Genomic DNA, 14405 nt, shown 5'->3' on the forward strand with positions numbered 1-14405 from the left:
GTCCTCAACGAGGCACCGGCGCCGGGCCCGGCAGCCACTGCATTCGGACTCGTCGCACCGCCGGTCACCGACGTCGCCGCGCGTGCCTCGGCGCTGCTGTGGCCCGCGGTCGACACGACACGAGGCGAAGGTGAAGCCGGGCTGCCGGGCATAACGTCACCGTCGGGCCTGCACGTGTTCGTCAGTGCCGACCCCGGCGAGGCCGACGACTGGCACACCGACTTCGTCGCAACCGACGCAGCCACACCCGACGACGGGTGGCTCGGACTCGACCACCTCGACGTGGCCGTCTCCGCGGATCAGCTGAACGAGGAACTCTCGTTCTTTCGAACCTTGTTCGGCTTGCGTCCCGCCAGCGTCGAGGAGTACATCCAACCCGAGGGCCGGCTGCGCATCCGCGCGTTGAGCGCCGAGCAGGGCGATTTGCGAATCGCGCTGACTGTCTCGGACGGGGGGAGCGGCGTGCAACAGCAGGGCATCACGCAGATGGCCTTCGCTACAGGCAATGTCGTCGACGCGGTCCGGCGCATCAGCTCGCGCGGCGTCGAACTGCTCGTGCCGCCCGACAACTACTACGCGGACCTCGACGCTCGGTTCGCCCTCGACTCGGACCTCCTCGGCATGCTCCGCGAGCACAACCTGCTCTACGACCGGAACGACACAGGCGAACTGCTGCACACCTACATCCTTCCCGTGGAAGGGGGCTTACAGGTCGAGATACTCGAACGTCGCGGCGGATACGAAGGCTACGGATCGGCGAACACCCACGTGCGGCTCGCGGCCCAGACGTTCAGGCGGCAGTGATGAATGTGGCGTCAGAAGTGCCAACCACAGTCGCGACCCGTAGCCGGAAAGTTAGAACACAATGGCAGGGAAACGCGAGGGACGCGGGCGAATCTGGTCCTCGAGTGACGATGTCGGGGTAGGCGCCGAATTCGGGCGACTGCTTCTGTCCGAGTTGTGCGGCAGGTTGGCGGATGTACCGATGCGCGATGATCAGATGGTCCATCAGAAACGCATTCCCGAAAGCACTGGCAGCCGCTGAACTGGTGACGGGCATGTTCGAGCAAGGAAACCTCGATCCCAAGCCACGCGGTTCGAAACTCGAAGGTGGCGTTGGACTGATATACCCGGGTTGGATACCAATGGTAGGTCGTCAGTAGGTCGGCCCCTGCGTGTGATGCATAGAGTCGGATCTGATGTCGATGCCGACGGTGTGCTGTTGACATGATCTTTCGACGAACGCCGGCTGCATCGGGGTGTTCGTCGGACTCTGTCACCAAAAGCGTCGCCGTCGCTCCGACATCAGCATCGACGGAGGTCGATTGTGAATGGGCGGCGACCATCGCATCAGGATTGGTCCTGGGGGAGCGGGGAAGGTCTCCGACGACAACGGCGCAGACGATAAAGTCACCGCCGGGGGCTACCGACGTGTGGACGGCTTGAACTCCACGATATTGTCGATTTACTACGAACAGATGTGTTCGACGAACGACGACTCGACGGACGAGAAATATGACAGCGTTCAAAACGCAGGTGTTGCGGGCCCGTGATTCGTTCTGGTTCCTGCCCGCACTCCTTGGAATCCTCGCGTTGGTGCTGGCGCAGACGATGGTGATGCTGGATCGGTACCTCGACAGCAAAGCTTTCGGCGCCTTCGGGTTTCTTCTGTATGAGGTCGGCGCGAGTGGGAGCCGCGACATTCTGGGTGCGATCGGCGGTTCGATGCTCGCGGTCGCGGCGACGTCGTTCTCCATCACGATCTCGGTTCTGGCGACGGCCAGTTCGGCGTATGGTCCCCGGTTGGTTCGGAACTTCATGTCGGACAGAGGCAATCAGTTCGTACTGGGTATCTTCGGGGCGACGTTCCTCTACAGCTTGATGGTGTTGCGGTCGATTCGGTCGGCGACCGACGGGTTGAATTTCGTCCCCGATATCGCCGTCAACGTGGCCGTCCTTCTCGCAGTGGTCGACGTGGCTGTCCTCGTGTACTTCATTCATCACATCGCCGATTCCATCCAGGTGTCGACGTTGTCAGCGCGGGTGCGTACCGAACTCGTCGCGGTCACCGATTCTCTGTATCCTGCGGAAGTGCCGGACGACGCCACGGATGCGCGCGAGCTGCCCGGCGCCGCTGTTTCCGTCGCCTCGTCCGCATCAGGCTTCGTCGTCGGCGTAGACGAGAGCGCGTTGATCGCCGCTGCGTCCAAGGCAGGAAGCGTGATCGAGATGCACGTACGCGCGGGCCGCCATGTAATCGAGGGAGAACGCATCGCATCGGTCACCGGCAACACCAGCGACGACATTGCGAAGGCGATCCGTGACGCCACCGTTCTCGGCGACACACGCACCCCCACGCAGGACGTCGAATTTGCGGTGCAGCAGCTCACCGAAATGGCCGTTCGAGCGATGTCGCCGAGCACCAACGACCCCTACACGGCGCGCAACGCGCTCGCCGAACTCGCTGTCGGCATGGTGCCGCTCGTGTCGAGGCCTACTCCGCTACTGGGCCGCAACGACGGTGACGGGCACTACCGTCTGACGGTTTCGCGCGCATCGGCCACCGAATTGGTCGACCAGATCTTCGACGCAATCCGCCAATACGGACTCGGTAATCTCCCCGCCGTCATCGCAGCCGTCGAGCTCGCCCGACGCATCGGCACAGCGGCGATGCACGAGAACGTCCGCGTTGCCGTCGTGCGCCAGATGACGGCGCTACGCAGTGCATACAGCGCCGGCGACGCGGCCCCGATCGACGTAGACACCTGCTGCAAGCACGTCGACGAAGCCAGGTCGGCGATCGTCGCCGAGGCCTGACGCCCCGGCTTCGTCACCGTGCGCACCCAGCTGCCGGTCCCAGGGGCCGCCGCGGCGGGTCTCGTCGACGCTTTCGGTGAACGATCCGCGTGGGCAGTAGTCCTCACGGCAGCACCGCCGAGTTTTGTCCTGCTGCAGTTCAATCGGATTGTCCTCGTAGGGATGTCTCCGGGCCTCGTAACGGCGTGGCCTTGAATCTACGTCGAGACCACCCCACAAGACAGGCATGCCGCGGCCCGCTTGTCTTCGGTGGTGAATTCCACCGACCTGTCCCCGGTGTCACTGCTTGTCACATGGTGAAGGCGGACTCCAGGTAGCCCGAACAGCACTGTCGTACTCTGATTCATACCCTTGGTTTGTCTTGTGGGGCTGCGGGCGCGGGAACTGCGGGGAGGTTAGTCCCCCCGTAGGGCTTTGTCGTCGTCGGAGATCGGGTCCCAGACGTCGCCGGGCAGATCTCCCGGAAGATTGCTGTTGCCGCGTCCGATGAAGTGGTCGTCGCGGCCTTCGCGACGCATCTGTTCGAAGTCGGCCAGCGCGCCGAATGCCCATTTGCCGAGGAGTGCGATTGCCACCAGGTTCACGGTTGCCATCGCGGCCATGGCCACGTCGGCGAGCGCCCACACGGTGCTCAGTGCGGTCAGCGATCCGAAGCCAATTGCCGCCAACACGATTGTGCGGAGCACGTTGAGCAGTTTGCCGTCGACGCCGAGGAAATTCAGATTGACCTCGGCGTAGGAGTAGTTGCCGAGGATCGAGGAGAACGCGAAGACGAAGATCAACAGAGTCATCGGTATTGCGGTCCACGATCCGAGCTGAGCCGACACCGACTCCTGGGTGAGGACTGCGCCTTCGACGCCGCCCGGGTCAGTCACCTGGTAGACACCGGAGACCAGAATGATGAACGCAGTAGCGCTGCAGATGACGATGGTGTCGAAGAAGACGCCGAGTGACTGGATGAGGCCTTGCTTGACGGGGTGCGAGACGGTAGCCGTCGCGGCCGCGTTGGGCGCACTGCCCATTCCGGCTTCGTTGGAGAACAGTCCGCGCTTGACGCCGTTCAACATGGCAGCAAGGATGCCGCCGGTGGTTCCGCCGATCGCTTCTTCGAGACCGAATGCGCTGCGGATGATTTGGGAGAACACTGATCCGAGCTCTGTGAGGTTCATTGCGACGATGACGGCGGCGAGAACGACGTACACCAGCGCCATCAACGGCAGAACGACTTCCGCCACCTTGGCGATTCGGCGGACCCCACCGAACAGGATGGGCGCGGACAGAACGACCAGGAATACTGCGACCCAGCCGGGGTCGATGTCCAGCGTCGACGAGAACGACTCGGTGATCGTGTTGGCCTGCACCATATTGAAGGCGAACCCGAACGCAAAGATCAATAGGCATGCGAAGACTATTCCCCACCGGCGTGATCCGAGGCCGTACTGGATGTAGTACGCAGGCCCACCGCGGAAGCTGCCGTCGGGGTTGCGCACCTTGTACATCTGGGCGAGCGTCGCTTCGACGAACGCGGTTGCCATTCCTACCATCGCGACGATCCACATCCAGAAGATGGCACCGGGTCCGCCCAGGGTGATCGCGATGGCGACGCCCGCGATATTGCCGGTTCCGACGCGCGACGCGAGGCCGACGCAGAAGGCTTGGAAGGCGGAGATACCCCCCTCGGCGTCCGATCGGGATCCGCCGATCGCCTTGAACATCGACGGCAGCAGCCTGATTTGCACGAACTTGGTACGAATTGTGAAGTAGAGGCCGACACCGATCAACAGGTAGATCAGGAAGACGCTGTACAGCTTGTCTGCCAAGAAGTTGATCACTGAATTGACAATGTCCACGGTGTCATCCTCGCGTACTCGGTGTGCGGGCGTCGTGGAGACGTTACTCGCGCCGCCGGAGATCAGTGAACCGAACGCGCGACGCTGAGCCCGCTATCCCAGGATCGAGGAATTCACCTCGGTGACGCTCCACCCGTTCATGACGATGTCGAGGCATGACGCGAGGCCCGCCCGTAAAACGGGCACGGGAGAGGTTGTTGTCGGCGATACTGTTTGCGCCGGCGCACATCGCCGCGGTCACAGTGGTCAGCGCACTTCTCGACTCCGTTTCGGATCGTTTCGGTATTGATGTCGAGCAGTGATCCCAAACGGCCTTCTCGCAGCGGTCCCATCTGGGTTTGCCGCGGCGGGTCTCGTCGATTCCGAGTACCCGCACCGGTTCAGGCTCGGCCAGCACCTGCGTGGCCAACGCGGCCAACGCGACCAACCGCCGGTGCGCGGTCGTCCACGACACTCTGTGTGCGGCGGCGACCTCGGAGACCGACCGCGCGGCATCTCCGATCGCGTAGCGTGGGCAGTAGTCCTCCCGGCAGCGCCACCGAGTTTTGTTCCACTGCAGCTCAATTGGATCCAAGTCGATGTAGTCGTCGACGTTGTTCCACCGCTGCTGTGTTCGAGCGATCTTGTCTGCGAACACAGCCTCTACGTTCTCCCGTGTGAGACCGGCGGGCGGTCCCACCGGCACGCCGCCGTCGACGAGAACGAGGCTTTTCACTCTGGACGGGAATCGAGCGGCGAACTCGACCGCAACGAATCCACCCATCGACATCCCGCACACGTGCACGGCGTCCACGTCCAGTGCATCGACGACGGCATCGAGGTCTTCTGCATGCTGAGTCAGCGATGACGGACCTTCGACGTCCACGCTGTCTCCCCGCCCTCGGAGATCCGGTGCGACGAGTGTCAGGTGTGGCGCTTCTGTGTGCAACCAACCCCACAGCATGCGCTGGCCGGAAACCCCGTGCACCACGAGAATGGGCTCGGTGGTCCCGGTGTGAGTCTCGACGGCGATGCTTCCGCCTGATACCGGCACTCGATCGATGGTCATGTCTGCAGACACTATGGGAAGCCTGGCGCGGGCGGGATGGATGGTCTGTCCACTGTATGGATCTGAATTTGGACGCTATGCCCATGGCATGGGTGTGCGCTGGGTCACTAACGTCATCTTTCGACGTCTCGTGGGCGTCGCCTGTCCCAGCCAACCGAAAATGATTCCACAGCGCCGACATGTCCGAACGCGATCGATACTTGCGACGGCGGGAGTCACTCTGGCGCTGACCGCGACCGCATGCGGCGGCGCGGAAAGCGCCCCTGCCGCGTCCGAGAACGGACCGACCACCGTCCGGCTCGGCAACGTTCAATTGTCGGACTACGCGGCAGTGTTGCTGGGTGTCGACCAAGGAATCTTCGAACGTAACGGATTGAACGTCGAACTCGTCGACATCACGCCGGCCGACCTGGTGGGTGGGCGGCGTCTCGACGTTCGAAGCGGGTCCGGACGGCCGCACCGGCTCGACTTTGCTGGTCGAGGCCGGTAGTCCGATTCGCACGGCGGCCGATCTGGAAGGCAAGACGGTCGGGGTGAATCTCCTCGCATCGGCGTCCGAGTACGGAGTCCGAGGTGTCGTCGATCAAGCAGGCGGCGACGGCAGCGGCGTGTCGGTAATCGAAGTTCCGTTCTCTGCCATGGGCGAATGACTGAACGCGGGTCGGATCGACGCGGCTTTGATCGGCGATCCGTATGCCAGCCTCCTACTGAGGACCGGAGAATTCGAGGCACCCGTCGGTGACCCCATCGAGCAGATTTTCGGCCCCGCACCCCGAGTCATCATCACCGGCACCCGTGAATATGTCGAGACCAATCCCGAGGTGGTCGAGAAGTTCCAGGCAGCGCTCGACGAATCCGTGGAGTATGCCGACTCGCACCCCGACGACATGCGCGCCGCCATGGTTCGACACTTCGGCACTCCCGCTGACACCGTTGCGGACACCGGGTACCCGGCACTCGAAAGCCGTATCGACGCAGCGGGAATAGAGGAAATCGCAGCAATTCTTCAAGCGAACGGCGCTCTCGATCCTTCGGCCGACGTCAGTGGGCTCACTCGATGACCGTAGCTGCGGTGCGCACCGCGCCGGCGTTCCGAGTTGGGTCGGTGACGCCCTCCACTGCACAGAAGGCAATCGCTCCGGTCGTGCTGGTACTCGCGTGGGCTGCCGTGTCGTCGTCGGGCCTGTTCGCCGCGGACACAATCCCCGGGCCGGTTCCGGTGGTCGGCCGAGTATTGGAGATGGCGACGACGTCGTCGTTCTGGACCGACATCGGATCGACCATGACCGGCTGGGCTCTGGGCCTGCGGTACTCGGCGATCATCGCGGTGCCCCTGGGAATACTCCTCGGAACGAACGACTTCGCCTATCGCAGTTGCCGTTTCCTTATCGAGTTTCTTCGGTCCATTCCGACGTTGGGGCTTATCCCGCTCGTCGCCCTTATCTACGGAACCACGCGTCAGACGGAACTGACGGTAGTGGTTGCAGCGTGTGTATGGCCGATACTGCTGCAAGCGATGTACGGGGCAGGGCGTACGCACGATGGCCATCACCAAGACCACGGTGACCGTCGCCGCCCCGGGTGTGACCGCGTACAGCCGAGTGCTCGGCCGCAAAATATCGGAGCACCAATCGGTGCCGGTGGCCGACGGCACCACCGCCGTCACAACCACACCCCCCCGATGTGGCGGCGGCGCAGAAACAACTGCACCTGCTGCAATGGGCGATTCCAGCCCTGACTGGCAGCCTGTTGGCCATCGGCGCATACGCGGCCGAACAGTATCGCCCAGAAGAGGTGGCCAAGGGGGCAGTCGCTCGTCTGCTGCGCTGATGACGTGATGGGTTGCGCGGCACCGAACCGAAGTTGCACCTGTGCAGACACTTGTCCGAAGTTGCTCTGCGCAAGTGCGGTTCGGTTGCCGGGCGGCCTGCCTGTGGACGAATTCAGGTCGAAGCTGACTCGCGGCGGACACGATTGCCCAGAACGAAGACGCTGATGCAAGCAGCGAGGAGGAAGAACGACAGGATGACGAAGACGTCGCGTTCCCCAAGGTCCGCTGCGAGCGCCGAACCGACGATCAACGGGCCGGCTATCCCGCCCAACCGGCCGATGCCGAGTCCCCAGCCCACTCCGACCGACCGCAGATTGACGGGGTAGAGCACGGTGGCCAGGGCGGCAAGGCTCATCTGGCCTCCGGTCACCGCCATTCCGGTCAGGAAGGCAATGACGAGGAGTGCTGCCGTGGCGACGTCGGTCAGGGCCACGCCGAGCAAAACGACCAAACCTGTGCCCGCAAGATACACATAGCCCAGAGTGCGAAACGGGTTGTAGCGGTCCATCAGCGGCCCGATGAACAGGGCTGCGGCAACCCCTCCGACGGTCGTCAGCACCGTGGAAGCGATCATGACCGTGGGTGTTCCCCCCAAGGTGGAAATTATGGTCGGAAGCCAACTTTGAATGGCGTAGAAGACCGCGAGATTGCCGACGAACGCGGTCCACAGCAGCAGTGTGTTCGGGAGCCATCGTCCGCGGACGACGGTGAATATGCCGGGCGACGCAGTGTCTGCTGTGGCAGCGGTGATTTCGATTCGTGCAGAAGGATCGACGGTTGGATCCAACCGCCGAAGAACCTGCAGCGCATCCTGATTCCTGCCCCGAGACAACAGGAACTGTGGGGATTCGGGAAAGAATTTGACGAGCAGTAGCGTCAGAACCAACGGCGTCACGCCTCCGATCACGAACATATACCGCCAACCGAGCGTCGGTATGACGAACCCGGACACGATGCCTGCGGCGACGAAGCCCAGTGCGAGCCAGCAATAGATGAACATCACCGACGAAGAGCGTCTTCGCGCCGGCGCGAATTCGCTCGTCAGCGCGACTAGGCTCGGTATGGCAGCACCCAGTCCTGCGCCGGTACAGAAACGAAGTGCAATCAGTTGGGTTGGATTCGAAGCCAGGGCACAGGCGAGCGTCAGTACACCGAAAAGGAAGGTGCAAGCTATCACCATCCGTCGGTGACCGAGACGTCGTGCGAACGGCGACAAGCACAGGTAGCCGACCATCAGACCGGCGATTGCGGCCGAGAAGATCGGGCCCAGAGCAGATTTGGAGACACCCCATTCGGCAGCGAGTGCAGGAGCGACGAAGCTGATTGCCTGGGTGTCGAAGCCGTCGAGGAACATGACGGCGCCGGCCATGGCCAAGAGGGCTCGATGAAATCGCCCGACCGGCTGTTTCTCGATCACCTGATCGGCCCGTATGACTATCTCGCCGGCGGATCCGACCGGAATATGTGACGTCATGTGCAGTCCTTCGATCGTTCGAACCGAGGTCGGCATCCTCCTCGTGCGGAACGTCGACTGCGACGAACAGTACGAAGCTATTGCGTTACAGTCAATGTTTGTAACGCAATGGAAACCCACGCCGGTGTTGCCGCGTGCTGACTCACTTCGCGTTGATGGCGGGCCACAGCGTTTTCGCCACGTATGTCGGCAACTGGGACCGGTCGCTCTCGCCTCGGAGAAATGCGGCGTAATACGCACCGAAGCTCAGCGTTGCGACCGTATGAATGTCGGCATCGGTACGAACCTCTCCCTTCTCCTGTAGCGACCGAAGCAAACTTTCGACCATGGCGACGCGGGGTTCGACGGCGTGCTCACGAAAGATTTCGAGGAGTTCCGGCCTGCGCAGTTTTTCACCCATGAAGTTGCCCACCAGCACCATGGCGTCGAGGTTGAAGTAGCAAGGGTCTACTCGCCGGATAGCTTCGACGAACGCGTCGAAGCCGGTCATATTGTCGAATTCCGTGGTGGGGTACATCGCGCGCTGAGCCCGAAAGCCATAGTCGAGGGCGTCGACAACCAAGTCGAATTTGCCGTCCCAGCGACGATAGATGGTCGGACGAGTGACGCCCGCCTCGCGCGCCACGTCGTTGACGGTCATCTTGGTGTAACCGTCGATTACCAACCGCCGGCGAGCCGCCTCGATAATGGCTTGATCGATCGCGGGATCACGTGGTCGACCCCGGGCCGGTGTGCCCTCGGGGGGAGCCGTCTCGTTCGACGTGGGCTCGGTTGCTCTGCGACCCATATGCGCACTCCTTACGGCCATTAACGAACACTGGCTGTAACGATAGTCGACCAGGCCTCGGTCGGGCTGACGGCTCCCGGTCGTGTCATTTACTTTACGGCAAGTGCGTGTAATCTAAATCTGCGGCCTGGCTGAATCCGGCCCACACATCCACAACCCGAGGCAGGCGCACATGGACGAACGGCAGCAGTTGATCGACCGCAGTATCCCGTTCCTGGCCGAGATCAACAATCGAACGGCGGGTGCGGAATTGGAAAGTTGGCTCAACGAAAATTACGGGCCCGATTCTGTCCTGTACAGCGAGCTGGCCACCCTGATCTCGACCGGGGTCGCCGACGGTTGGGCTGCGGACATTGAAGTTCAAGGTCGAAACTACCGTCGAAGTCGGATCGCAGAACCGAGCGAGGACCTGCACTTCTTCAGCATTACCGCCGTTTACATGAACAGCGTGTCGAGAATGCGTGGCCAGTACCACCAACACCCCTATGGGGAAGTGAATCTTGTTGTCCCTCTTGATAACGGTGCCGAGATCGCTGGACCGCGCGGTTGGCAAGGCGCTGGTTGGACTGCTCCGGGGCCCGGGAGCCATCACTACCCGGAGGTCAGGGGAGGCGCCTTGATCGCGCTTTTCTACTTGCCGGCCGGTCGGATCTCGTACGACATCCGACCGGCCGCAAACCGATGAGGTCGATGTCGGTGGACGAGGCACTGAAGAGCCGTAAAAGCGTCCGAGCGTTTCGCTCCGACCCGGTTTCCACGGCGGTCGTCGAATCACTGCTGGAACTCGCCGCCAAAGCGCCGAGCAACTCGAACACACAACCATGGAGAGTGCACGTTGTCACCGGTGCAGCGAAAACAGCGCTGACTACGGCCCTGCTCGCGGCTTTCGACGATCCGAACACCGTCCGGCAGCGTGACTACGACTACCAACCCACCTCGGACGGGTGGTGCGAGCCGTTGAAAGCCAGACGGCGCCTGTTCGGAGAGACCCTGTACGCCGACGTGTTGGGCATCGACCCGGGCAATACGGTAGCCAGGATCGCGCACCACCGCCGCAACTACGACTTCTTCGGGGCTCCGGTCGGCATGGTCCTGACGGTGAGCAAGCATGCGCTGGCCGGCGCGTATGTCGACGCGGGGCTGTTCCTGCAGGCGTTGATGATGGCTGCGAGGGCGGCGGGGTTGGACACCTGTCCACAAGCTTCCTTCATCGACTTCTCGCCGGTGATCCGGACTCAGCTCGGGATCGACGAGGAGCAACGCATAATCTGCGGGGTCGCGTTGGGCCACGCTGATCGGTCGCACCGCCTCAGCCGGAACTCGACAACTCGGCTGCCGGTGTCCTCCTTCGTGCGCTTCCACAGCGCGTGAGCGCCGATGCCCTCCGGCGGACCTTGATCGGCACACCGTGACCCTGACCGCGGACCGTATTGCCTTGTCCTGGCAGCGTGCGTCGACGATCGGCCTCGACCCTGCCCTCTTGCCCCGCGATATCGACATTTCGTCGGTCCCCGTCGGCGGCCGACTGATGGTTGCCGCCCGTCCTGTACTCGATCGATTGACTGCCATCTTCACCGGTCTCGACTGCTCGGTACTACTGGCGGACCGCGACGTCCGACTCGTCGATGTTCGACACGGAACACCGAAAATCCGCGGTGCCCTCACTGTCAACGGGGCCGTCGCGGGGCGGTTGTTCACCGAAGAAACGGCGGGCACCAATTCGATATCCACCGTGCGCGAATTGCAGGAGCCCCTTGCGGTCAGGGGAAGCGAACACTTCTTCGACGCCATGAAGATGTTCAGCTGCTACGGTTTTCCGGTTCTGCATCCGATGACCGGCAGCGTCGAAGGCGTTATCGCTTTCACGTTCTATACGGCAAGCGACAGTCCACTGATGCATGCCCTGGTGATGCAGGCAGCCGACGAGATCTCCAGGCGGCTCGTTCAGCACTCGCTGCCCAGTGCTAGCGACCACGACTTGTTCGGTGCGCCCACGGGCGTCGGTTCGGCCTTCGCCGGGAACGAAGGGAACGAAGGGAACCTTCTGACGCGCGGTCGGTCGCGAACAGACCGACTCGCTGATCAACTGTCGCACTCGCGGCACGCCGAAACCTCGCTCGCCGTGGCGGGCGAGGCCGGCTCCGGCCGCACAACGGTGCTGTCAGACCTGATGGGCGCACGCCATCCTGTTGTCTTCGACGCATTCGAGGCGGTTTTGCATCCTGCTCAACAGTGGTTGCACGGCGCGATCGAGGCGCTGGAGAATGGGAACCGCCCGGTTGCTGTAGAGAACGTGCACTTACTGACGCCGCCCATCGCGCACGCACTGCATGTAGCCATGACTCGCTCTCGAGTCTGGTTCGCTGTGTCCAGTGCACCTCTGATTGCGTTGTCCTCAGAAGTCTTTCGAGTCGTCGACATGTGCCGGACACGCGTGGAGTTGCTGCCGCTCAGGCTGCGGAAGCACGAGATCCCCGCGATTGTCGAACAGTATCTTGCAGACATGCGTGCGCCGATCCGGTTCACGCCGGCTGCCATGCACGCGTTGATCGCTCATGACTGGCCTGGCAATCTCGCCGAACTACGGTCCGAAGTACATGCAGCGGCGCGGCTACGGACGGTGGGCGACGTCAGTCACCGCGACCTCGGCCGGATACAGGAACGTTCGGCATCTCGTCCACTGGGCGCCATCGACGGAGCCCTACGTACCGTCATCGAAGACGAACTGTACCGTCACGGAGGGAACAAGGCCGCAGTCGCAAAAGCGTTGGGCATCAGTCGAACCACGCTCTACAAGCGTATGGCAGCGTTCGGTATCGACGGATGAGATCGATGTGCTGTGACCACCGACACAGGGACTGTCCAGATAGTGAACAGAACAGGACCGGCTATGGAGCCATTGTTGTGTCATGAACCAATTGACCGGAACACAGACCAACATCCCCGGCCTTCATGGCCCCACCCCATCCGCATTCGACTACATCGTCGTCGGCGCAGGTACAGCGGGAAGCGTTCTCGCCGCCCGCCTGAGCGAAGATCCGGATGCAGAAGTGCTGCTCATAGAAGCGGGCTCCTCGGACAAGCTCGCGGACATGGCAATCCCCTTCCACTGGCCCGCACTTCTCGGTACCGAAGTCAGCTGGGGAGAAAGCAGTGTCGTGCAAAAGTTTTCCGCGTCATCGGTACCGGTGCCTCGCGGACGCGCACTCGGCGGATCGTCTTCGATCAACGGACTCAACTTCGTCCGTGGCCACCGCGCCAGCTACGATGCCTGGGTTGATCAGGGAGCGAAGGGGTGGGGTTTCGACGACCTTCTCCCGTACTTCAAGCGAACCGAGAGCACCGAGGGTCGGAACCCGGAATTCAGAGGAACGAACGGACCGCTCTCTGTCGGGCCGATGATCGAACCGAGTCCCATCGCCGTCGCAGCGCTTCGAGCAGCAGCCGAGGTGGGGTACGAAAGCGCACGCGACATCAGCAGCGGCGTCGAGACGGGATTCGGTCTCTCGGACGGCAATGTCGTCGACGGGCATCGACAGAGCGCGTCCGACGCCTACCTCGGGCAGGCGGTCTTCGACCGCCCGAATTTCCACATCGTCACCGACGCGGTGGTGTCGCGCATACTCGTCGTCGACGGTATCGCCACCGGCATCGAATACGTTCGCGACGAATACACGGTCCGCGCGGAGGCAAAGCGTGAAGTCGTGCTGTCCGCCGGGGCCATCGGCTCTCCGCACCTGTTGCTCGCCTCGGGCATCGGGCCTGCCGCGCACCTCCGTGACATGGGGATCGAGGTGGTACTGGACCTGCCCGGCGTCGGCGAGAACCTGCACGACCATCCCATGTCGACCGTTCTGTACGAAGCGTCGGCACCACTGCCGCACAACCCGCACAACCTGATGGGCCAAGCCATCGGTCTGGTCGAGACCGCGGGCGCGGTGTCGGGTCCTGACTTGCAGATCCTGGTCGTCACTGCTCCGCTGCGTGCACAGACATTGGACGGCCCCGACAACGGTTACGCACTGGCGTTCTCCGCGATGACGCCGTTCAGCCGCGGTCGAGTTCGGCTCGCGGACAAAGCGATCACCGTCAGTCCGCTCATCGACCCCAATTACCTCGGCGACGAGCGTGACGTCGCGGTGATGGAGGCCGGACTCGAGATAGCGCGGGCAATAGGCCGATCGCCGGCATTGGCCGAGTGGCGAGGAGAAGAGGTGCAACCAGGAACGGCTATCGGCGACAGCTCGTCTGTGCGCGACTACCTCGCGCGCAGCTTGGTCGTCTACTTCCACTACGCAGGCACCTGCCGCGTGGGCACAGACGACCTTGCGGTGGTCGACCTCGAACTACGCGTTCGCGGCATCGAGGGTCTTCGCGTTGCGGATGCGTCGATCATGCCGTCGCCGGTATCGGCCAACACCAATGCCACCGTGTACGCCATCGCGGAGAAAGCAGCCGACCTCATTCGCACCCAGGCCTGACCGGTCGGAGTCGGCGGATCGAGTTTCAGTCGAGACTTGCCGCCGCCGCCGACACGACGGCTGCAGACAATTCGTCGAGCGCGGCGGTACGCAGACTCCATTGCTGCCAGTACAGCG

General features: G+C 62.7%; 15 protein-coding genes. 10 read left to right on the top strand and 5 right to left on the bottom strand.

Going from position 1 to position 14405, the window contains the following annotated elements; genetic code table 11:
* The coding region (locus WBQ44_RS22815) for a VOC family protein (RefSeq protein WP_495568933.1) at positions 1-804 on the top strand (804 nt) is incomplete at its 5' end.
* 711 nt (positions 805-1515) lie between these two features.
* Positions 1516-2817, top strand: coding sequence for a DUF2254 domain-containing protein (locus tag WBQ44_RS22820; RefSeq protein ID WP_495568934.1), 1302 nt, complete (start codon positions 1516-1518; stop codon positions 2815-2817).
* A gap of 395 nt (positions 2818-3212) precedes the next feature.
* Here WBQ44_RS22820 and WBQ44_RS22825 read toward each other — a convergent pair whose 3' ends face one another.
* Together WBQ44_RS22825 and WBQ44_RS22830 are read right to left on the bottom strand one after the other, a co-directional pair.
* A complete protein-coding gene (locus tag WBQ44_RS22825) occupies positions 3213-4667 on the bottom strand; it encodes an alanine/glycine:cation symporter family protein (RefSeq protein ID WP_495568935.1) in 1455 nt (484 codons plus the stop codon).
* A gap of 43 nt (positions 4668-4710) precedes the next feature.
* The gene (locus WBQ44_RS22830; protein WP_495568936.1) at positions 4711-5715 is read right to left on the bottom strand and encodes an alpha/beta fold hydrolase; all 1005 of its coding nucleotides are present in this window, start codon (positions 5713-5715) and stop codon (positions 4711-4713) included.
* 160 nt (positions 5716-5875) lie between these two features.
* Between WBQ44_RS22830 and WBQ44_RS22835 the strand changes: the two genes are divergently transcribed.
* From WBQ44_RS22835 to WBQ44_RS22845, 3 genes are read left to right on the top strand one after another with little or no spacing between them, the layout of a single operon-like run.
* Positions 5876-6205, top strand: a complete 330-nt coding sequence (locus WBQ44_RS22835; RefSeq protein WP_495568937.1) for a hypothetical protein — start codon at positions 5876-5878, stop codon at positions 6203-6205.
* Positions 6186-6365, top strand: a complete 180-nt coding sequence (locus WBQ44_RS22840; RefSeq protein WP_495568938.1) for an ABC transporter substrate-binding protein — start codon at positions 6186-6188, stop codon at positions 6363-6365. The genes WBQ44_RS22835 and WBQ44_RS22840 overlap by 20 nt, the downstream gene beginning before the upstream one ends.
* Before the next feature lie 27 nt (positions 6366-6392).
* Positions 6393-6776, top strand: a complete 384-nt coding sequence (locus WBQ44_RS22845) for a substrate-binding domain-containing protein (protein ID WP_495568939.1) — start codon at positions 6393-6395, stop codon at positions 6774-6776.
* On the opposite strand, the gene WBQ44_RS22850 is transcribed toward WBQ44_RS22845, so the two are convergent.
* Positions 6766-7038 (bottom strand): hypothetical protein, encoded by a 273-nt coding sequence (locus tag WBQ44_RS22850; RefSeq protein WP_495568940.1) that lies wholly within the window; start codon positions 7036-7038, stop codon positions 6766-6768. The two genes, WBQ44_RS22845 and WBQ44_RS22850, sit on opposite strands and share 11 nt — an antisense overlap.
* Positions 7039-7398: 360 nt before the next feature.
* Here WBQ44_RS22850 and WBQ44_RS22855 point away from each other — a divergent pair, with 360 nt between their 5' ends.
* A complete protein-coding gene (locus WBQ44_RS22855) occupies positions 7399-7545 on the top strand; it encodes a hypothetical protein (protein WP_495568941.1) in 147 nt (48 codons plus the stop codon).
* 113 nt (positions 7546-7658) lie between these two features.
* Here the strand turns inward: WBQ44_RS22855 and WBQ44_RS22860 are convergent, their stop codons facing one another.
* Both WBQ44_RS22860 and WBQ44_RS22865 read right to left on the bottom strand, forming a co-directional pair.
* Positions 7659-9020, bottom strand: coding sequence for an MFS transporter (locus WBQ44_RS22860; RefSeq protein WP_495568942.1), 1362 nt, complete (start codon positions 9018-9020; stop codon positions 7659-7661).
* A gap of 142 nt (positions 9021-9162) precedes the next feature.
* Entirely contained in the window at positions 9163-9807 is a 645-nt protein-coding gene (locus WBQ44_RS22865; protein ID WP_495568943.1) for a TetR/AcrR family transcriptional regulator, read from the bottom strand.
* Between the two features lie 172 nt (positions 9808-9979).
* On the opposite strand from WBQ44_RS22865, the gene WBQ44_RS22870 reads away from it, so the two are divergent.
* The 4 genes from WBQ44_RS22870 to WBQ44_RS22885 all read left to right on the top strand — a co-directional run bounded on the left by WBQ44_RS22870 (position 9980) and on the right by WBQ44_RS22885 (position 14288).
* Positions 9980-10492 carry a DUF4863 family protein gene (locus tag WBQ44_RS22870; RefSeq protein ID WP_495568944.1) on the top strand — a complete coding sequence of 171 codons (513 nt, stop codon included), beginning with the start codon at positions 9980-9982 and terminating at the stop codon, positions 10490-10492.
* 11 nt (positions 10493-10503) lie between these two features.
* On the top strand, positions 10504-11178 hold the full coding sequence (locus WBQ44_RS22875) for a nitroreductase (protein ID WP_495568945.1): 675 nt from the start codon (positions 10504-10506) through the stop codon (positions 11176-11178).
* 37 nt (positions 11179-11215) lie between these two features.
* Positions 11216-12634 carry a helix-turn-helix domain-containing protein gene (locus tag WBQ44_RS22880; RefSeq protein ID WP_495568946.1) on the top strand — a complete coding sequence of 473 codons (1419 nt, stop codon included), beginning with the start codon at positions 11216-11218 and terminating at the stop codon, positions 12632-12634.
* 82 nt (positions 12635-12716) lie between these two features.
* A complete protein-coding gene (locus tag WBQ44_RS22885) occupies positions 12717-14288 on the top strand; it encodes a GMC family oxidoreductase (RefSeq protein WP_495568947.1) in 1572 nt (523 codons plus the stop codon).
* Positions 14289-14405 lie beyond the last annotated feature (117 nt).

Source organism: Rhodococcus sp. (in: high G+C Gram-positive bacteria) (genome assembly GCF_049591685.1).
GTDB lineage: Bacteria > Actinomycetota > Actinomycetes > Mycobacteriales > Mycobacteriaceae > Rhodococcoides.